The organism is Caballeronia sp. S22, from assembly GCF_964261745.1.
Taxonomy (GTDB): Bacteria; Pseudomonadota; Gammaproteobacteria; order Burkholderiales; family Burkholderiaceae; genus Caballeronia; species Caballeronia jiangsuensis.
Genome location: NZ_OZ180036.1, coordinates 1,569,150 through 1,588,114 on the forward strand (window position 1 = coordinate 1,569,150; position 18,965 = coordinate 1,588,114).

Consider the following 18,965-nt stretch of genomic DNA (forward strand, 5'->3'; position numbering starts at 1 on the left):
GCGAACTTTGGTGGCTGCCATATCCCTGTTCGGTGCGCTTTGCTGCGCATCGGTGCTGATCTACGCGCGCGGCGGCACATCCGACGCGTATCACAGCAGTCATTCGGCGAACTCCGCGGAGCACGCCGCGAACGTCGCGTCACCGAAAATCGCTTGCGGCAATGGATCGAAAGGCGTGTTCTACGGTATCGCGGGGCATCTGGAACATCACGGCGCGTACGGCATGAGCGACTACGCCTTGCAGATTTCACAGCTTCGCGATCTCGGCGTCACGATGTACGCGCAAGATGTATCGAGCGAGCAAAGCGCTCACATGGTCGCGGATTTCGCGCGCGCGGCGGCGAAACAGTGCGTCGGCGTGCTCGCGCTCGTTACGCCCTTCGAGCCGGAAAAGCGCGCAAACGAGCAGGAAACCTTCGAGCGCGGCTATGCTTTAGGGAAGACGGCGGGGCGCGTACTGAAGGGCCTCGTTACGTACTATCAGGTCGGCAACGAGTACGACAACTGGACGATACTCGGCTCGGACCGCAGCGGCGAGCATCCGCAGGACTACGACAACGCGAAGTTCATGAAAGCGCGCGGCTCGATCCTCGGTCTGATCAAAGGCATACGCGAAACGAATCCGGACGCGAAGATCCTGCTGACATCGTTCAGCTGGCTGCATTACGGCTTCACCGACATGCTGTATGCGGGCACGCAGCCCGACGGCACGCGCGGTCATCCCATTCCCCACTGGGACATCACCGCGTGGCACTGGTATTCGAACATGGGATCGATCACGGCGGCCGGCGACAAGAAGGTCAACGTGCTCGAACGCCTGCGCGACAGCTACGGCAAGCCCATCTGGATCACCGAGTACGGCGTGCGGCCGACCCACGCGGACCCGGCCGGCTATCTCGTCGGCAAGGATGCATTGAAGGGATTCGTGTCGCTCGCGAAGACCTACAACATACAGAACGTGACCTTGTACGAGCTATATGACGACCAGCGCTACGGCGGCGATGGCAACTACGGTGTGATCCAGGACGACGGTAAAACGCGCAAATCGCGCTTCGATACCGTGCGGGATTTCATCAAGGCCAACCCGATGCCGTAAGAGATACACACTTTGGTACGACAAATAAAGCATGGGCGAAACCGCAAATTATCGCGCGAAAGAGCGGGGGCGCAAGTGGCGTACCCGCCCTTACCGTGCCCGTTATGTTCGCTACTCAACAGACGCGTGCAGTTTGGACCCGGAAGATAGCCTTGACGCTTTATTTTCCAGACTTACCGTATCGTTTGACAGCAAGCGATTCGTAACGGGATTCGCGAGTTTCATCCGCCGAATCTTGAGGCGCGATGCCGAGGCACGGAGTGTGCTCCTGGCAGATATCGCACTCCGACGAGCCGACGTGCTTCGTCATGCGACCTCGAAGCAACATGTGCTTCGCCCGCTTTTCAGAGCCTCTCGCGTCTTTAGTCTGGAAGTTCCGACGGCCATAGGCCGGATCAACAACACGCTAGACGTACCGCGGACATGCCGCGCGGGCTCTCTGTTTTTCTCGGCCCGGGAAACAACGGTCAACTTATCGAACTGAGGACGGCGCCTTTGAACACCCTCTATGTGAACTCCGGATCTTCGCGCCCCGGCAAGGACGACGGTGAATTCACCGCGAGCGACATGCTCAGGCTCCTGCGCGATCACCTTGGCATCCTGTTCCTGTTCATCGGGATCACGGCCGCGCTCGCGACCGCGTATGCATTTCTTGCCACGCCCATCTATTCTTCGGACGTCGTCGTGCGCGTGGATCCACCCGATCCGAACGCGCTCGGCATCGCGCCGCAAAACCAGATGCAGATGCAGCAGTCTCAGCCGACGGTCAACCAGCTCGCGCCCGCGGAAATCTCCGTGATGCAAAGCCGCTCGGTGCTCGAACCCGTCGTGAAGCAGTTCCACTTCGACATCAAGGTCAAGCCGACCACGTTCCCCGTGCTCGGCCAGATCGCGGATATCTTTGCGAAGAAGGGACATCTGTCTCCCGCGTGGTTCGGTCTCGATTCGTATGGCTGGGGCGGCGAATCGCTGCAGATCGGCCGCCTCGACGTGCCGCCCTCGCTCGAAGACCAAAAGCTCGATCTCGTTCTGCTCGACAACAACCAGTACGAGTTGCGCGATCCCGATGGCGCGATGCTTCTGCGCGGCACGATCGGCCGTCCGGCATCGGCGAACGGCGTGTCGATTCTCGTCAACAGCGCGCTCGGCCATCCGGGCGTGCACTTCGACGTGACGCGCCTCAATACGCTCGATGCAATCGCGCTCATGAAGAAGTCGATGAAGGTGGCCGAGTCCGCGAAAGACACGGGCGTCGTGCAGATCACCTTCAACGCCGACGATCCCGCGCTGACCGCCGATGTCGCGAACGCGCTCGGCCAGGCGTATCTGACCGCGGCCGTTCAGGCGCGCCAGGCGAACGACACGAAGACGCTCGAATTCATCCGCGGAGAACTGCCGCGCCTCGAAAGCGATCTGCGGCGCGCCGAGGGCAACCTGAGCTCGTTCCGTTCCAAATCGCAGTCGGTGCAACCGCTCAACGAAGCGCAGGCGTATCTGCAAGGCAGCATCGTATCGATGCAGCAACTGGCGACGCTCAAGCTGCAGCGCACGCAAGCCTTGCAGCGCTTCCAGCCGAGCAGCCCGCAAGTGGTCAATCTGAATCAGCAGATCTCTGAGCTGGAGGCATCGAACAAGCAGATTCAGCAGCGCTTCGACAGCATGCCCGCTTCGGAACGCCAGAACGCGACCCTCACGCGTGACGCGCGCGTGGCCGAAACCATTTACATGGGCATGGTGAACAAGGCGCAGGAGCTTTCCGTGCGGCGCGCGAGCACGAGCGGCGGCGCGCATATCGTCGATAACGCGCTGCGCCCGTATCGTCCGGTTAAACCGCACAAGTCGCTGGTGATCGCCGCGGGCACGGGCCTCGGCTTCTTCATCGGCACGTTCTTCATCTTCCTGCGCCGCCACGCGATGATCGGCGTCACCGATCCGATGTTCGTCGAGCGCCGTCTGTCGGTGCCCGTGCTGGGCGAAGTGCTGTACAGCCGGCAGCAGGCCATGCTCGATCACGAGATCGCCGTATCGCCGGTCGAACATGCGCCGCTCACTTACTCCGGGGCGCAGAACAGTGGTCCACCGAAGGCGCTGCCCTATGTTCATCTGCCGGAGCACGACGCGTTCGCCATGCCGCACGTCGCCGACACGGATCGCGATGCCCGCGTGCTCGCCACGCGCTTCCCGCACGATCCGGCGATCGAGGCGCTGCGCGCCGTGCGCACCGAGTTGTATCGCGATCTCGCCAATGCGCCGAACAACATCGTGATGCTGACGGGCCCGATTCCGTCGGCGGGCAAGAGCTTCGTCGCGGCGAATCTGTCGGTGCTGCTCGCGGAGATCGGCCTGCGCGTGCTGCTGATCGACGGCGACATGCGGCGCGGCCATATCGCGTCGTTCTTCAAGCAGTCGAATCCTGGCGGGCTCTCGGAAGTGCTCAAGGGCGAACTGGCGCTCGGCGACGCGATCCGCTATGTCGGCGTGCCGGGGCTGTCGTTCATGTCGTGCGGCGGCTATCCGGAGAATCCCTCCGAGCTGCTGATGATGCCGGGCTTTCGCAACATGCTTGCGCGCATGAGCGATCAGTTCGACCTCGTGATCCTCGATACACCGCCGTTCCTCGTCGTGACCGATGCGGCGATCGTTGCGAGCGACGCGGGTTCGACGGTGCTCGTGCTGCGCTCGGGCATCCAGAGCGAGGAAGAGATCGAGGAAACCGTGAAGAAGGTGCAGCGTTCGGGCGGCAGGCTCGTCGGCTCGGTGTTCAATGCAATTCCGCGACGCCCGAGCAATCGTCGCAGTTATGGTTATGCCGCGGCATATACGAGTTCGTTCAAGTCGGCGCATTAACGGCGCGCGCATAATGAAGCGTAGAGGTTGAAGGCATCGCGCCGCGTGCCCGTCACGCGGCGCATTGCGTTGTAACGCTGGCCGTGGGACGTGTTCGATTGTTCATACGTCTTGTCCGCGAGGGTAGATTCGAAGGCTTCGACGCGCTCGCGCCGTCAACCGGGTCGATTAGAGAGACGCATATGAGCGGACCTTTTTCCTTCAGGAATCGGCTCGTGCAATGCCCGCGCTGCCGCAGGCAGGTGGCCGTGGGCATGAACGTGTGTCCGCATTGCGATTTTCATCGCGTGCGCAAGGCTGAGCCCTTGCCGGCGCCGGAGCCCGTGCCCGTTCAGACGCCCATCCCGGTTGTCGAAGAGGTTCGGCTCGCAGAAACGACAGACCTGCCCTCGCGTTCGATGCTCGTGATTCTGCTGGCCATGCTGGCGACATTCCGGCGCCGTGCATGACCCACGGAGCGTGGTTCGCACCGACATTCATAACGATCGACAGCCCGTTTGAAACGGGCCCATCCAACCTTCGATGATGAAAGAAAAAGCGGCGCTGACCGACCTGTACTACCGAATCTGGGCCTTCGCGATGCCGGTGACGTCGTTCCTCGTCATGCCGTCGATTCAAGGCACGACGATCGGCTATCTGATGTGCTTCCTTTCCGTGCCGCTCGTGCTGCTGTTCGGCGGACGCGCGCGCAAGAGCTGGATGCACTTCGTGGGCGCGGCGATCCTCGTGTGGCTGCTGATGGTCTGCACGTCGCAACTCGCCGACATGATGGCGCCCTTCGATCCCGACTTCAGCAAGATCGTGCTCGTCGACGACAAGGATCCCTTCACCTTCATCATGCGCAAGAGCATGTTCACGCAGTCCATCTACGTGTCGGCGGTCGTGCTCTATGCGGCTTATGTGTACCACTACTACAAGCCGACGTGGGACCAGTGGATTCTCGCCGCCGTCACGCTGTTCGCGCTGTACGGCATGTTCGAAGTGGCCTATTACATCGTCACGGGCCAGCCGGGCGATTTCGTCTCGAACCGCGCGTTCGGCGATCAGTTCGGCAAGGGCATCGTGCGCTCGGACGGCACGGTGAACGGCAGTTCGTTCCAGCAGATCGACATCAAGGGCATTCCGATCCAGCGCCTGAAGGCGCTCACCGGCGAGCCGTCGATGTACGCGATGTCCATCTTTCCGTTCTGGGTCTACTTCAACGCGACGTCGCGCGTGCGCTGGCCGGTATGGGTGATCGGCCTGTCGCTGCTCATGACCACGTCGTCGACGGTGCTGATCGGTTATGCGGTGTATTCGCTCATTCGCGTGCGCAAGCTCGGCATCAATCCGGTCAAGGCGCTGATCGGCCTCTTCGTGCTGTGCGTGATCGCGTATCTCCTGCAGGATTACATCGCCGATCTCTTCAAGCAGATGGTGGTGGACAAGCTCGAACAGAAAACCGAGTCGGGCTCGGACCGCTCGCTGCTGTTCCTCGAATCGATGCGGCTGTGGTTCAATGCGTCGCCGCTCAATCAGATCTTCGGCATCGGCTTCGGCTATATCCGCTCGACCGATCTGTTCTCGACGCTGCTCGTCAATACGGGCATCGTCGGCACGGTATTCATCAGCTCGCTGATGCTTTACCCGGCGTTCAAGCTCGACTGGGACCCGCGCGGCATGGCGCTGCGCCAGTGCTGCGCCGCGACCTGGACGATGATGATGGTGTCCGTGCCCGAGTTTGCCTATCTTGCGCCCTGGACGCTGGTCGCGATGGCGTACGTGCGCGTGCGCGCGCTCAAGATCGCGAGGCAGCAGGTCGGCGACAAGGCCGCTGCCGCCGCGATGCACGATGCGCAGGACGGCGCGTCGATCGGCACCGCGATCGGCAGGCACGTGAGGCCCGAGATCGGGCCGCGCATCGGCTCGCGCTTCGGCCCGCGCGGCCGGCATCTCTGATCGCCTAAGCCCGGCTCCGCTTCCTGCGACGTTCTACAATGTTGGTTTCGACCACCGGCCCTCCATCGGCGATGGCCGGGCAACCAGGGAGCAACCATGTCGATTGTCACGACCGATTCCGGTCTCAAATACGAAGACGTCACCGTTGGCGAGGGCGCTGAAGCCGTCGCGGGCAAGACGGTCAGCGTGCACTATACGGGCTGGCTCACGGACGGCCAGAAGTTCGATTCGAGCAAGGACCGCAACGACCCGTTCGCCTTCGTGCTGGGCGGCGGCATGGTCATCAAGGGCTGGGACGAAGGCGTGCAGGGCATGAAGGTGGGCGGCGTGCGCCGTCTCACGATTCCGCCGCAACTCGGCTACGGCGCGCGTGGCGCGGGCGGCGTGATTCCGCCGAACGCGACGCTCGTGTTCGAAGTGGAACTGCTGGACGTCTGAGCGACGAAAGCATGAGCGCGCCGCTTCAACGACCCGCCGTGTCGCTGCGCCGCTATGAGGCGGCGCAAGCGTCGGACGTGCACGACTTTCATCAGATCGTGCTCGGCCTCGACGGGTCGATGGAGATGGCCGTCGATGGCAACGGCGCGCGCATCGATTGCAGCGGCGCGTGGATCATCCCGGCGGGCGCGCGCCACGACTACTGGGCCGACGGCGACAATCGCCAGCTCGTGCTCGATCTGCCCGCCACGTCTGTCGCGGTGCCTGAACGTTATTTCGAGCGGGCGCGCGCGGTCACGATCGATCCGCGCGTCACGCAGGCAGTCGCCGAGGTTGCTCATCGCGCGAACGGCGCTGCGCACTTCTCCGAGCGCTTCGCATGGCAGGCCGCCGCGCATCTGTGCGGCGCGCTGATGCACGATACCGACGATTCCGTCGACATGATGCGTGGGCTCGATTTCGCGCGCATCGATCGATGGTTGCGTCTGCATCTGTCGGAGCCGCTGCGTATCGCCGATCTCGCCGCGCATTGCGGCTTCGGCATGCGGCGCTTTCATCAGCTCTTCAATGAGGCGTTTGGCGAGACGCCGCATCGGTACTTACATCGTCTGCGGCTCGATACCGCGTTGACCTTGCTCGCCGATCCTCGTGCGACGCTTATCGATATCGCGCTCGATGTCGGGTTCGCCGATCAAAGTGCGTTCACGCATGCGTTTTCTAAACGGTTCGGCATTTCGCCAGGGCAGTGGCGGAATGGTGGGTTCAGGTCGTTGCGCGGCGGTTAGGTTGGTTTTTTGGCAGATGTTTTGGTTTTTTGCCGGATCCCGATTTCATGTCGGTCTATTAGCACTGCCCCTGTGCGGGGCGGCAGTCACTTTCTTTGCTGCTGCAAAGAAAGTAACCAAAGAAACAGCTATCCCCAGCCTAAGCACTTCACACCGGCCGCGGCACAGGCGATTGGCCTAATGGCCCGGCTATAGCGAGTGCCCTCGAAGGTCTCACGGGGCTTGGACCGCGCACGGTCTGACACATCGCACCACAGAACAAACTGGTTCAGCACCAAATAGCTCCGGCCCGCTTCGCGGCCGATGGGTCAATCGGGTTTGCGCGGGCTTCTTCTTCGATGGGTGCCCTCGCATACCCAACGGCAGCGCGTAGCGCTGTGCCGAAGCTATTTGGTGCTGAACCAGCGCCCTAAAACAACTAGCGCGTCAGACCGTGCGCGAGCCAAGCCCGGTTAGGCCTGTGAGGGCGACACTTAGGCGAGTGCCATCGACGGCTGGCAAGCATGGCCAAACTGCGTGTGACCGCGGGCTTAAACGAGCTGCTTTCTTTGGTTACTTTCTTTGCAGCAGCAAAGAAAGTGACCCCCGCCCCGGGGAGGGGCAGTGCTAATAAACCGACACGAACACGGGATCCGGCGAAACCCCCCATCGATCGACTCTACAAACCCAACCCCCGCGCCAAATCGGCGCGCACATCCCGAGGATCCTCAAGCCCGACAGCAAGCCGAATCAGCCCTTCAAAAATGCCCGCGGCTTCCCGCACCTCCACTGCAAGACGCCCGTGCGTCGTCGTAGAAGGATGCGTGATCGTCGTACGCGTATCGCCGAGATTCCCGGTGATCGAGCACAGCTTCGTGCCATCGATCACGCGCCATGCGTTCGCGCGCTGCTGCTCCTGCGTGTCGCCCTTCAATTCGAACGATACGATCGCACCACCCGCCTTCTGCTGCTTCTTCGCGATCGCATGCTGCGGATGCGATTCGAGCCCCGGATAAAACACGCGATTCACCGCCGGATGCGCTTCGAGCCAGCGCGCGATCTCCAGCGCATTCGCCGACTGTTTCTCGACGCGAAGCGCGAGCGTCTCCATCCCCTTCAACAGCACCCATGCGTTGAACGCCGACATCGTCGGACCGGCGCTGCGCACGAACGGAAACACCGTCTCCATGATGAAGCGCTTCGAGCCGACGAGCGCGCCGCCGAGCACGCGGCCCTGACCGTCGAGAAACTTCGTGGCCGAATGCATCACAACGTCCGCGCCGAGTTTCAGCGGCTGTTGCAATGCCGGACTGCAAAAGCAGTTATCGACGACGAAGATCGCGCCGTTATGCTTCGCGATCTTCGCAATCGCCTCGATGTCCGCGATCTCCGTCAGCGGATTCGACGGCGTCTCCAGAAAGAACATCTTCGTCTCGGGCTTCACGGCCGCCTGCCATTCGCCGGGCTTCGTCGGATCGACGAACGTCGTCGTGATGCCGAACTTCGGGAAGATCTGCGTGAACATGCCGATCGTCGATCCGAACAGGCTCTTCGAACTGACGATGTGATCGCCCTGCTGCATCGATGCCATCACGACGGACAATATCGCCGACATGCCCGATGCCGTCGCCATGCAGGCTTCGCCGCCTTCGAGCGCGGCGAGACGGTTCTGGAACATCGTGACGGTCGGATTGGTGAAGCGTGAATACGTGTACGCTTCTTCGGAATTCTTGAAGCGCTCGGCCGCCTCCGCCGCGCTCGAAAAGCAGAAGCTCGACGTGAGAAAGAGCGCCTCGGCATGCTCGTTGAATTCGCTGCGCAAGGTGCCGGCGCGCACGGCGAGCGTATCGAAGTTCAGGTTGTCGTCCATGCTTTTCTCCCTTGTTTCAAGGCCCGCGACGCAAAAAAGCCCGCTTGGTCCTTGCAGACGAAGCGGGCTCTTGTGAAGCGCTGAAGACTTACTCGACCGATAGCTGCAGATGCAACTGTGAGCGCGTCATGCCGCCTTCCTGCGCTTCGCTCGCCGCGTCACGGTCCGACTGCGATTGCGGCGCAAGACGCGCCGTCTCGATGCGATCGAGATAATCGGTCGTCACGTCGCCGGTGATGTAGTTGCCGTCGAAGCATGAAGCCTCGAATTCCTTCAGCGCCGGGTTGATGTCGCGGATCGCGTTCTTCAGGTCTTCCACGTCCTGATAGACGAGATAGTCCGCGCCGATCATGCGCGCGACTTCCTCGTCGCTGCGACCGTGCGCGACGAGTTCGCCGCGCGTCGGCATGTCGATGCCGTACACGTTCGGGAACTTCACCGGCGGCGCGGCGGACGCGAAGATCACCTTGTTCGCGCCGGCATCGCGGGCCATCTGCACGATTTCATGCGAGGTCGTGCCGCGCACGATGGAATCGTCGACGATCAGCACGTTCTTGCCCTTGAACTCGATGCCCATCGCGTTCAGCTTCTGGCGCACCGACTTCTTGCGCACCGCCTGGCCCGGCATGATGAAGGTGCGGCCCACGTAGCGGTTCTTGAAGAAGCCCTCGCGGTACTCGACGCCGAGCTTCGCAGCGACCTGCATCGCTGCGGGGCGCGAGGAATCGGGAATCGGCATCACGACGTCGATCGGCACATCGGGCAGCACGCGCTTGATCTTCTCGGCGAGGTAATCGCCCATGCGCAGACGCGCGTTGTAGACCGGCACGCCATCGAGGCACGAGTCGGGACGCGCGAGATATACGAGCTCGAAGATGCAAGGGTTGAGCGCGGGCTTCTCGGCGCATTGATGGCTGTGCAGATTGCCCTCGGCGTCGATGAAAATCGCTTCGCCCGGCTCGACATCGCGCACGAACTCGAAGCCGATGCCTTCGATCGCCACCGACTCCGACGCGACCATCCATTCGACGCCCGTCGCCGTTTCCTGCTTGCCGAGCACGAGCGGGCGGATGCCGAACGGATCGCGGAACGCCACGAGCCCGTAGCCCGCGATCAGCGAGACGATCGCATACGAACCCTTCACGCGGCGATGCACGCCCGCAACGGCCCTGAACAGCGCGGTGGCGTCGAGCTGAAGGCCCGAGCTCGCGAGCTGCAGTTCGTGCGCGAACACGTTGAGGAGCACTTCGGTGTCGGATGCGGTGTTGATGTGCCGGCGGTCGATGCGGAACATCTCGTCCTTCAGCTGCATCCAGTTCGTGAGGTTGCCGTTATGCGCGAGGATGATGCCGAACGGCGCGTTCACGTAGAACGGCTGTGCTTCTTCCTCGCTCGACGCCGAACCGGCGGTCGGATAACGCACCTGGCCGATGCCCACGTTGCCCGGCAGGCTGCGCATGTTGCGCGTGCGGAACACGTCGCGCACCATGCCGTTGGCCTTATGCATGTGGAAGTTGTTGCCGTTCGCCGTGGCGATGCCCGCCGCGTCCTGTCCGCGATGCTGGAGCAGGAGCAGGCTGTCATAGATCAGCTGATTGACGGGAGTCTGGGAAACTACACCTACGATGCCGCACATGGCATGGTCCTTCAAAGAGTCGAAACGGGTAGACAAGGCGTGGCCCGGATCTCATCGACGCTTCTCTCGAAATTCGGCCGTAACGAGGCCGGCCGAAGCGTCATCGAGCCGTCGCGTGTCCCTCGTGTAGCTGGCCGTTCGTCTATTGTGCGGCGTTTGGCGCCAGGCCGCTCGGTTCGGGAGCGACGTGCACATACGCGGCGAGCGTATCGGGGAGCAGCGGTTTCAATTCGCGCACGCCTTGCTCGGCCATCGGCCGCAGCAGCGCATTGCGCCAAAAATCCTTTTCCGGCAGTTCGGTCAAGCCAGCCAGGGCGACCAGAACCACTACCAATATAGCCCCTCTCACGAGGCCGAACAGCAAGCCCAACGAGCGATCGACGCCGCGCAGGCCGGTCACTTCGGTGATGCGCGTCAGAAGCGCCGACAGCACGCTCGATATGAGCAGCACCGCCGCGACCACCAGCACGAACGCCACGAGCCATTGCGTGAGCGCGCCGCCGGGCCATGTCGACGGAATATAGGGCACGACGAGTCCGACGAAGCGTCCGGCGATCAGAATGGCGGCCACCCAGCCGACCAGACCGAACGCCTCGGCCAGCAGGCCGCGCCACATGCCGCGCAGCGCCGACAAGCCAATCACAGCCATCACGCCGTAGTCGAAAGCGGTGAACATCGAATCTGCTTAGTTCGATGCCCGGGTGCCGCCGCCCAGGCCGGCCTGACGCACCTTCACGAGCGCCGCCTGCGCCGACGCGCGATCCGGGAACGGACCCGCGCGCAATAGCGATTTGGTGGCGCCATCCGACTGCTTGCGATGTTCGAGATATGCGGGCACACCCGCCGACTTCAACTTGTTGACCCAGTTCTGCGCGGCGGTTTCGTCGTCGAACTGGCCGATTTGCAGCACGAACCGGCTGCCCGCCGGCGACGACGGCGTGTTCGCCGCGCCCGCCGCCGCGTTGGCGGCGGTGTTCGCATTAGCTTCTTCGGAGGCCTCCGCGGCCTGCTTTGCGTTCTGGCTCGCGACAGCGGCAGGCTTCGACGGCTTCGCTTCGGGCTTCGGCTGTTCCGCCGGTTCAGGCTTCGCTTGTGCCGTGGCGGGTGCGGCGGGCTGCGGTTGCGTCACGCCAGCGGCCACACTGCCCGACGCGCCCGCAGGCGCGTCATGCGCGACGCCGGCTTGCGTGTCCGCGTCGTTCGCGTCGCGCGACTGCTTCGCGGCAGGCGCGGGGCGGTTGGGAATATCGATGGAAATGTCATTGGTGACGGGCTTCGGGCGCGAATCCAGCACCATCGGCAGGACGATGACGGCGGCCAGCACCAGCGCGATCGCGCCGACGAGCCTGCGGCGCGCGCGCTGTTTCTCGGGCAGCGTGGGATCGAGCATCATCGCGTCGGCGCCCGTACGCTCCGAACGGCGCGTGCGGCGCTCGGTACGGACCGTCTGACGCGAACCGCGCGAGGAATCGGAATATGCGTCGCGACCGGAGTCGTCTTTCTTGCCGAACGAAAAGAGTCCCATGTATCGCTTGGTGCCGACGGCCGACCGTCTGGATGATGCTGCTAGTTATGCTGCGTGCGACGGTAGGCCATGACGCCCGCTACCGTGTAGAAACTGCCGAAGACCAAAATTCTATCATTTTCAGACGCCCGCCTTAGCGCATCTTGAAAAGCCAGGGCCGGCGTCTCAAATCGACAAACGCTGCTGTCGGGGCCCTCGTTGACACCGGCGTCGCGCAACGCGTGTTCGAGTTGCTCGGTCGACGCGGCGCGCGGCGTGGGTAGCGCGGCGAGATTCCAGTGGTCGATCTCGCCCTTCAACTGCTTCACGACGCCTTCGATGTCTTTGTCGCCCATCGCGCCGAACACCGCGTAAGTGTACGGAAAGTAGCCCATATTGCCGAGATTCTGGGACAAAACGGCGGCAGCGTGAGGATTATGCGCGACGTCGAGAATGATTTGCGGCTTCCCCGGCAGTACCTGAAAACGGCCTGGCAGTTCGACGTTGGCGAGCCCGAGGCGGATATCCTGAGCGGAAACGGGCAGGCGCCCGCGCAACGATTCGAGCGCGGCCAGCGCCGCCGCGGTGTTGATCAGCTGATTCGCGCCGCGCAGCGCGGGGTACGCCAGCGCCGGACGACGCTGCTCACGGCCGAGATAGCTCCATTGCTGGCGCTCGTTGCCGGGCTGCGCTTCGTAGCGGAAATCGCGTCCGACGAGCCACAGATCCGCGCCGATCGCCTGAGCATGATCGATCAGGCTCTGCGGCGGGGACGGGTCGCCGCACACGGCAGGCTTGCCCGCGCGGAAGATGCCCGCTTTCTCGAAGCCGATTTTCTCGCGCGTGTCGCCGAGATAATCCGTATGGTCGATGTCGATGCTCGTGATCACCGCGCAGTCCGTATCGACGATATTCACCGCGTCCAGACGCCCGCCCAGGCCCACTTCAAGAATCACCGCGTCGAGCCCGCGCGATGCGAAGAGATGCAGGATCGCGAGCGTCGTGAATTCGAAGTAGGTCAGCGAAACCGGCTCGGGCAGGCTCGCGCGCGCCTTTTCCACCGCCTCGAAATGTTCGAGCAGATCGGCATCGCTGGCCTCGGCGCCGCCGATGCGCGCACGCTCGTTGAACGAAAGCAGATGCGGCGAGGTGTGGCAGCCGACGCGATAACCCGCGCGCAGCAGGATCGTTTCGATGATCGCGCACGTCGAGCCCTTGCCGTTCGTGCCGCCGACGGTGATGACCGGGCAATCGAAGTGCAGGCCGAGCGCGTCCTTCACCTTGCCGATGCGCGCAAGACCCATATCGATGCCGACCGGATGCGCTGCTTCCAGATGAGCGAGCCAGGCGTCGAGGGTGGAGAAAGTGTTCATTTTCGAGATCGGTAAAGCAAAACGCCGCGCGGAACCTCAGGGCTCTCGCACGGCGCAGCGCTGCATATCAGCAACTCAGGCGACGGAATCGGCGGGTTGCCGCGTCATCAGCGCCATCAATTGGGCGAGTTCTTCACGCATCTTGCGGCGATCCACGATCATGTCGATCGCGCCTTTCTGCAGCAGGAATTCGGCGCGCTGGAAGCCTTCCGGCAACTTTTCGCGCACGGTCTGTTCGATCACGCGCGGGCCGGCGAAGCCGATCAGCGCTTTCGGCTCGCCGATCACGACGTCACCGAGAAAGGCGAAGCTCGCCGACACGCCGCCCATCGTCGGGTCGGTCAGCACGGAAATGAAGGGCAGCTTCGCATCGGACAGTCGGGTCAGGAGCGCGGTGGTCTTGGCCATCTGCATCAGCGAAAGCAGGCTTTCCTGCATGCGCGCGCCGCCGGACGCCGTGAAGCAGATGAACGGCACGTTCTGCTCGATCGCATTGCGCGCGCCGCGCACGAAGCGCTCGCCGACCACCGAGCCCATCGAGCCGCCCATGAACGAGAACTCGAAGCACGCGACGACGCACGGAATCGTGTGGATCGCGCCGCCCATGACGACCATCGCGTCGGTTTCGTCGGTATCCTCCATCGCTTCCTTGATGCGATCCGGATACTTGCGGCTGTCCTTGAACTTGAGCGCATCGACCGGCACGACTTCCTGGCCGATTTCGTAGCGGCCTTCCGGATCGAGCAGGCGGTCGAGCCGTTCGCGCGCGCCGATGCGCATGTGATGGCTGCACTTCGGGCAAACATGCAGATTCGCCTCGACGTCGTTGCGATACAGCACCGCCTCGCACGACGGACACTTCACCCAGAGCCCCTCGGGGATGCCCTTACGGCTTTTGGGATCGGTTTGCTTGATCTTCGGCGGCAGCAGTTTGTCGAGCCAGCTCATCGTTTTTCCTTGACTGATCGGTCGCCGCGCGGCGCACGTCCGGATCGGACGGCCCGCGGCGGCGCGTATTTTACTGTGCGGCGTCGAGCGCCTGACGAATTTCGGCGATGAAGCTCGTCAGCGATGCGGCCGCGGCATCCGGCTTCGCCTCCTCGAGCAACTGCACGAGGCGGCTGCCGATGACGACGGCGTCCGCGACATCGGCGACGGCGCGTGCGGTTTGGGCGTCGCGAATGCCGAAACCTACGCCCACCGGCAGAGGCACATGCGACTTGATGGCCGGGATTTTACTCGCGATGCTGGAAACGTCCAGATTTGCCGCGCCGGTCACGCCTTTCAGCGATACGTAGTAGACATAGCCGCTCGCGATCTTGCCGACTGCCGCGACGCGCTCGTCCGTCGATGTCGGCGCGAGCAGAAAGATCGGATCGATGCCGGCCGCGCGCATCGTCGCACCGAAGCTTTCCGCTTCCTCGGGCGGGTAATCGACCACCAGCACGCCGTCGACGCCCGATTCCTGCGCGGCTTTCGCGAAGGCGTCGGCGCCCATGCGCTCGATCGGATTCGCGTAGCCCATCAGCACGACTGGCGTCTTGTCGTCGGTCTGTCGGAAGCGTTTGACATCGGCGAGCACGCTTTTGAGCGTCACGCCGCGTGCGAGCGCGCGCTCGGACGAACGCTGGATCACGGGGCCGTCGGCCATCGGATCGGAAAACGGCACGCCGAGCTCGATGACGTCCGCGCCGCCTTTCGCCAGCGCGTGCATGAACTCCACGGTTTGCTCGGGGTTCGGGTCGCCCGCGGTGATAAACGGAATCAGCCCTTTTTTGCCCTGCGCGGCCAATGCCGCAAAAGTATTCTTGATACGGGACATGGGAGTTCTCTTGATCGGATTCGTTGGCGTCAGATGCTTCGGTAGTCATCTGACGCGATTAGCGACGAAAAAGACGCTATTCGGCGGCTTGTGCGGCGGCATCGGCTGTCACGAGCGCTTTGCGGCGCGAGCGGACCGGCTCCGCTGGCTTCAGTCGCGCGGCGCGGGCTTCAGCGATGCGATTTTCCGCGATCGCGCAGTAATCCGCGTTGATCTCGTAGCCAATGAACTGGCGGTCGTGGCGCGCGCAAGCAACCGCCGTCGTGCCGCTGCCCATGAACGGATCGAGCACGCGGCCGCCCGGCGGACAACTCGCAAGCACCATGCGCTCGACGATTTCCAGCGGCTTTTGCGTCGGATGATCCACCCGCTCCGCGTGCTGCCGATGCAGACGCGAGACGGACCAGACATCCTTCGGGTTATAGCCAAGTTCGAGCCACTTGCTGCCCTCGAAAATCTTGCGTGAGCGCGCCTTTTTCGTCTCTGCGTCGTAGGGGATGCGCACCGGATCGAGATCGAAGTAGTAATCCTTCGATACCGCGAAATAACCGATGTTATCGTGCACTGACGTAAATTTACGCGTCGTTCCGCCCATGCTCGGCACGCGCCGGTCCCAGACGATCTCGTTGATCATCAAAAGGCGGCGCTTCAGGAACACGAACAGCTCGGGCGAGTATTGCCAGGTGCAGAAGATGTACAGCGAGCCGCTCGGCTTGAGTTTCGGCATCGCCAGATCGAGCCAGCGATACGTCCACTCCAGAAAAGCGTCGCCGGACAGCATGTCCGAATCGTTCCCGTAGTCCTTGCCCAGACCATAGGGCGGGTCCGCGACGATCAGATCGATCGACGCATCGGGAATGTGTTCGGCATCGGCCAGAAAATCGCGGTTGCGAATGTCGCTGCCGGCGCCCTGAAGAGCGCCGACGGACAAGGGCTCGTCGATAACGGTGCGCATCGGTCAGCGGCTCAGAACTGGATGCCCGATCGCTCGGCGACCGTATGCATGTCCTTGTCGCCCCGGCCCGACAGATTCACGAGCAGCACCTTGTCGCGCGGCAGCGTCTTGGCGAGCTTCGCGCCGTAGGCAAGCGCGTGGCTCGACTCGAGCGCCGGGATGATGCCCTCGATACGACAGCAGTCGTGGAACGCCTTGAGCGCTTCGTCGTCCGTGATGCCGACGTACTCCGCGCGTCCGACGTCCTTCAGCCACGCGTGCTCGGGGCCGACGCCCGGATAGTCGAGTCCCGCCGATATCGAATGCGTCTCGATGATCTGACCGTTGTCATCCTGCAGCAGATACGTCCGGTTGCCGTGCAGCACGCCAGGACTGCCGCCCATCAGCGACGCCGCGTGACGGCCCGTATCGATGCCGTCGCCCGCGGCTTCGACGCCGATCAGCTTGACGTCTTTGTCGTCGATATACGGGTAAAAGATACCCATCGCATTCGATCCGCCGCCAACGCACGCAATGACCGCATCGGGCTGACGACCGGCCATTTCGGGCATCTGCACGCGGCATTCGTCGCCGATCACGCGCTGGAAGTCACGCACCATCATCGGATAGGGATGCGGTCCCGCCACCGTGCCGATGATGTAGAACGTGTTCTCGACGTTCGTCACCCAGTCGCGCATGGCTTCGTTGAGCGCATCCTTTAGCGTTTTCGAGCCGGATTCGACCGGAACGACCGTCGCGCCGAGCAGCTTCATGCGATACACATTCGCCGCCTGCCGACGCACATCTTCCGCGCCCATATAAACCACGCACTCCATGCCGAAGCGCGCGGCGATGGTCGCCGTCGCCACGCCGTGCTGGCCCGCGCCGGTTTCCGCGATCACGCGCGGCTTGCCCATCTTGCGAGCGAGCAGCGCCTGGCCGATCACGTTATTCACCTTGTGCGCGCCGGTGTGATTCAGATCCTCGCGCTTGAGATAAAGCTGCGCGCCTCCGAGCATCTCGCTCCAGCGCTTCGCGTGATAGATCGGCGACGGGCGGCCCACGTAATGCTTGAGCTCATACTCGTATTCGGCGAGAAATGCGGGATCTTTTTGTGCCGCTTCATACGCGACGCGCAGTTCATCGAGCGCGTGGATGAGCGTTTCGGAGACGAACACGCCTCCATATTGGCCGAAGTGGCCTCTTTCGTCTGGCAAGTTGTACATTACGTCACTCTCTCGGTTACGTGGCCGGCAGCGCGGCTCACGTCGACATCACCCGGCATCCGCTTCGCGCACCGCGCGTACGAATGCCGCCATTCGGGCGGGATCCTTCACGCCCTTGGCGCCCGGCACTTCGATGCCGCTCGAGACATCGACCGCGTACGGGCGCACCCGCCGAATGGCGTCACTGACGTTTTGCGCGTTCAACCCACCACTCAAAACGGCCCGATGCCCGAGATCTGTTGGGATAAGTGACCAATCGAATACCTTTCCACCGCCGCCGAAGCCCTCGACGAGAGCGTCGAGCAGAAGGCCGCCTGCGGCTTTGAACTTGATTGACGATTCTATCAAATGGCTTGTCGCCGCATCAGCCCCAATTCGCAGCGCGCGCCAATAGGATAAACCCGCAATCGCAGCGAGTTCCTCGCATTGCTCGGGGGTTTCGTCGCCGTGAAATTGCAGCAGCGAAAGCGGTACGCTCGCTGTGACTTCGCGAATCCACTCGGGCGTTGCATTGACGAAGAGGCCCACGGCCGACACCAGCGGCGGCACGTGCCGCGCCAGCTCCACCGCCTGCGCGACGCTCACCGAGCGCGGACTCGGCGGATAAAACACGAAGCCCACGGCGTCGGCGCCCAGCGCGACGGCGTGCTGCACGTCCTCGACGCGCGATAGTCCGCATAGCTTGACGCGGGTGCGATGCAAATCTCGTTCGGTCATTTCGGCTCTGCCCAAATGGCGCTCCAGGGCATGCTGGCGATATGCGGCGGCGGCACCGCGAAGTGTTCAGGATAGCCGACCTCGGCCAGATACAGCCCGTCCGGCATGAAGGTCGGCGCGGCGACACGGCGATCGCGGGCGGCGAGGACGTCGGCCATCCACGAAGCCGGATGACGGCCGCGTCCGATCGCGACGAGGCATCCCATCAGATTGCGCACCATGTGATGCAGGAACGCGTTGGCGCGAAAGCGAAAGTGGATGAAATCGCCCTGCTCGCGCACGTCGATCTGATAGAGATGCTTTACCGGCGTCTTCGACTGGCAATCGGCCGCGCGGAACGACGAAAAATCGTGCTCGCCGATCAGGCACGCGATCGAATCGCGCATCGCGTCGACGTCCAGCGGCGTATGCACCCAACCCGCGCGTTTCGCCAGCATCGGTGAACGCACCGGATTGACGTACAGGACGTAAAAGTAGGTGCGCTCGAACGCCGCGAAGCGGGCGTGGAAGCCGTCGGGCATCGGCTTCGCCCATTGCACGGCGACGGTATCGGGCAAAAACGCGTTCGTGCCGCGCACCCACGAGAAGTCGGTGCGATCGAGCTCGGTGTCGAAATGGACGACCTGGCCGAGACCATGCACGCCCGTGTCCGTGCGCCCGGCGACGACCGTCGGGAGCGGCGTCTGCGCGAATTCGGCGAGCGCGCGCTCCAGTTCGTTCTGCACCGTCTTGCCGTGCGGCTGAGACTGCCAGCCGCAAAACGCCGAGCCGTCGTACTGAATGCCTAAAGCGATGCGCAT

The 18,965-nt window shown here is 63.0% G+C and carries 17 protein-coding genes; 6 read left to right on the top strand and 11 right to left on the bottom strand.

Annotation, left to right across the window (positions count from 1 at the left end):
- The first annotated feature begins 10 nt into the window (after positions 1 to 10).
- The 6 genes from ACEN42_RS22580 to ACEN42_RS22605 all read left to right on the top strand — a co-directional run bounded on the left by ACEN42_RS22580 (position 11) and on the right by ACEN42_RS22605 (position 7,104).
- On the top strand, positions 11 to 1,096 hold the full coding sequence (locus ACEN42_RS22580; RefSeq protein ID WP_238214806.1) for a glycosyl hydrolase: 1,086 nt from the start codon (positions 11 to 13) through the stop codon (positions 1,094 to 1,096).
- A 495-nt stretch (positions 1,097 to 1,591) separates the two neighbouring features.
- Complete coding sequence (locus tag ACEN42_RS22585) at positions 1,592 to 3,943, top strand: polysaccharide biosynthesis tyrosine autokinase (RefSeq protein ID WP_187605527.1); 2,352 nt, start codon at positions 1,592 to 1,594, stop codon at positions 3,941 to 3,943.
- 182 nt (positions 3,944 to 4,125) lie between these two features.
- Positions 4,126 to 4,392 carry a zinc ribbon domain-containing protein gene (locus ACEN42_RS22590; RefSeq protein WP_222946501.1) on the top strand — a complete coding sequence of 89 codons (267 nt, stop codon included), beginning with the start codon at positions 4,126 to 4,128 and terminating at the stop codon, positions 4,390 to 4,392.
- A gap of 73 nt (positions 4,393 to 4,465) precedes the next feature.
- Positions 4,466 to 5,881, top strand: coding sequence for a hypothetical protein (locus ACEN42_RS22595; RefSeq protein WP_187605525.1), 1,416 nt, complete (start codon positions 4,466 to 4,468; stop codon positions 5,879 to 5,881).
- 96 nt (positions 5,882 to 5,977) lie between these two features.
- The gene (locus tag ACEN42_RS22600) at positions 5,978 to 6,319 is read left to right on the top strand and encodes an FKBP-type peptidyl-prolyl cis-trans isomerase (RefSeq protein WP_035502329.1); all 342 of its coding nucleotides are present in this window, start codon (positions 5,978 to 5,980) and stop codon (positions 6,317 to 6,319) included.
- Between the two features lie 11 nt (positions 6,320 to 6,330).
- Positions 6,331 to 7,104 carry an AraC family transcriptional regulator gene (locus tag ACEN42_RS22605; protein ID WP_371881554.1) on the top strand — a complete coding sequence of 258 codons (774 nt, stop codon included), beginning with the start codon at positions 6,331 to 6,333 and terminating at the stop codon, positions 7,102 to 7,104.
- Between the two features lie 658 nt (positions 7,105 to 7,762).
- On the opposite strand, the gene ACEN42_RS22610 is transcribed toward ACEN42_RS22605, so the two are convergent.
- From ACEN42_RS22610 to truA, 11 genes are all read right to left on the bottom strand, one after another.
- Complete coding sequence (locus ACEN42_RS22610; protein ID WP_371881555.1) at positions 7,763 to 8,953, bottom strand: O-succinylhomoserine sulfhydrylase; 1,191 nt, start codon at positions 8,951 to 8,953, stop codon at positions 7,763 to 7,765.
- Positions 8,954 to 9,041: 88 nt separating this feature from the next.
- Positions 9,042 to 10,589, bottom strand: a complete 1,548-nt coding sequence (gene purF / locus ACEN42_RS22615) for an amidophosphoribosyltransferase (RefSeq protein WP_187605522.1) — start codon at positions 10,587 to 10,589, stop codon at positions 9,042 to 9,044.
- Positions 10,590 to 10,731: 142 nt separating this feature from the next.
- Positions 10,732 to 11,265 (bottom strand): CvpA family protein, encoded by a 534-nt coding sequence (locus ACEN42_RS22620; RefSeq protein ID WP_187605521.1) that lies wholly within the window; start codon positions 11,263 to 11,265, stop codon positions 10,732 to 10,734.
- Between the two features lie 9 nt (positions 11,266 to 11,274).
- On the bottom strand, positions 11,275 to 12,114 hold the full coding sequence (locus ACEN42_RS22625) for an SPOR domain-containing protein (RefSeq protein WP_371881556.1): 840 nt from the start codon (positions 12,112 to 12,114) through the stop codon (positions 11,275 to 11,277).
- A gap of 41 nt (positions 12,115 to 12,155) precedes the next feature.
- Complete coding sequence (gene folC / locus ACEN42_RS22630; RefSeq protein WP_371881557.1) at positions 12,156 to 13,466, bottom strand: bifunctional tetrahydrofolate synthase/dihydrofolate synthase; 1,311 nt, start codon at positions 13,464 to 13,466, stop codon at positions 12,156 to 12,158.
- 75 nt (positions 13,467 to 13,541) lie between these two features.
- Positions 13,542 to 14,414 (bottom strand): acetyl-CoA carboxylase, carboxyltransferase subunit beta, encoded by an 873-nt coding sequence (gene accD, locus ACEN42_RS22635; protein ID WP_035511203.1) that lies wholly within the window; start codon positions 14,412 to 14,414, stop codon positions 13,542 to 13,544.
- 70 nt (positions 14,415 to 14,484) lie between these two features.
- Complete coding sequence (trpA, locus tag ACEN42_RS22640) at positions 14,485 to 15,288, bottom strand: tryptophan synthase subunit alpha (protein ID WP_371881558.1); 804 nt, start codon at positions 15,286 to 15,288, stop codon at positions 14,485 to 14,487.
- A 76-nt stretch (positions 15,289 to 15,364) separates the two neighbouring features.
- The gene (locus tag ACEN42_RS22645; protein ID WP_371881559.1) at positions 15,365 to 16,243 is read right to left on the bottom strand and encodes a site-specific DNA-methyltransferase; all 879 of its coding nucleotides are present in this window, start codon (positions 16,241 to 16,243) and stop codon (positions 15,365 to 15,367) included.
- Positions 16,244 to 16,254: 11 nt separating this feature from the next.
- A complete protein-coding gene (gene trpB, locus ACEN42_RS22650; protein ID WP_035511199.1) occupies positions 16,255 to 17,448 on the bottom strand; it encodes a tryptophan synthase subunit beta in 1,194 nt (397 codons plus the stop codon).
- A 48-nt stretch (positions 17,449 to 17,496) separates the two neighbouring features.
- A complete protein-coding gene (locus ACEN42_RS22655; RefSeq protein ID WP_371881560.1) occupies positions 17,497 to 18,165 on the bottom strand; it encodes a phosphoribosylanthranilate isomerase in 669 nt (222 codons plus the stop codon).
- Positions 18,162 to 18,965: a tRNA pseudouridine(38-40) synthase TruA gene (gene truA / locus ACEN42_RS22660; protein WP_371881561.1), complete on the bottom strand. Its 804-nt coding sequence runs from the start codon at positions 18,963 to 18,965 to the stop codon at positions 18,162 to 18,164. Before truA ends, ACEN42_RS22655 begins: the two co-directional genes overlap by 4 nt.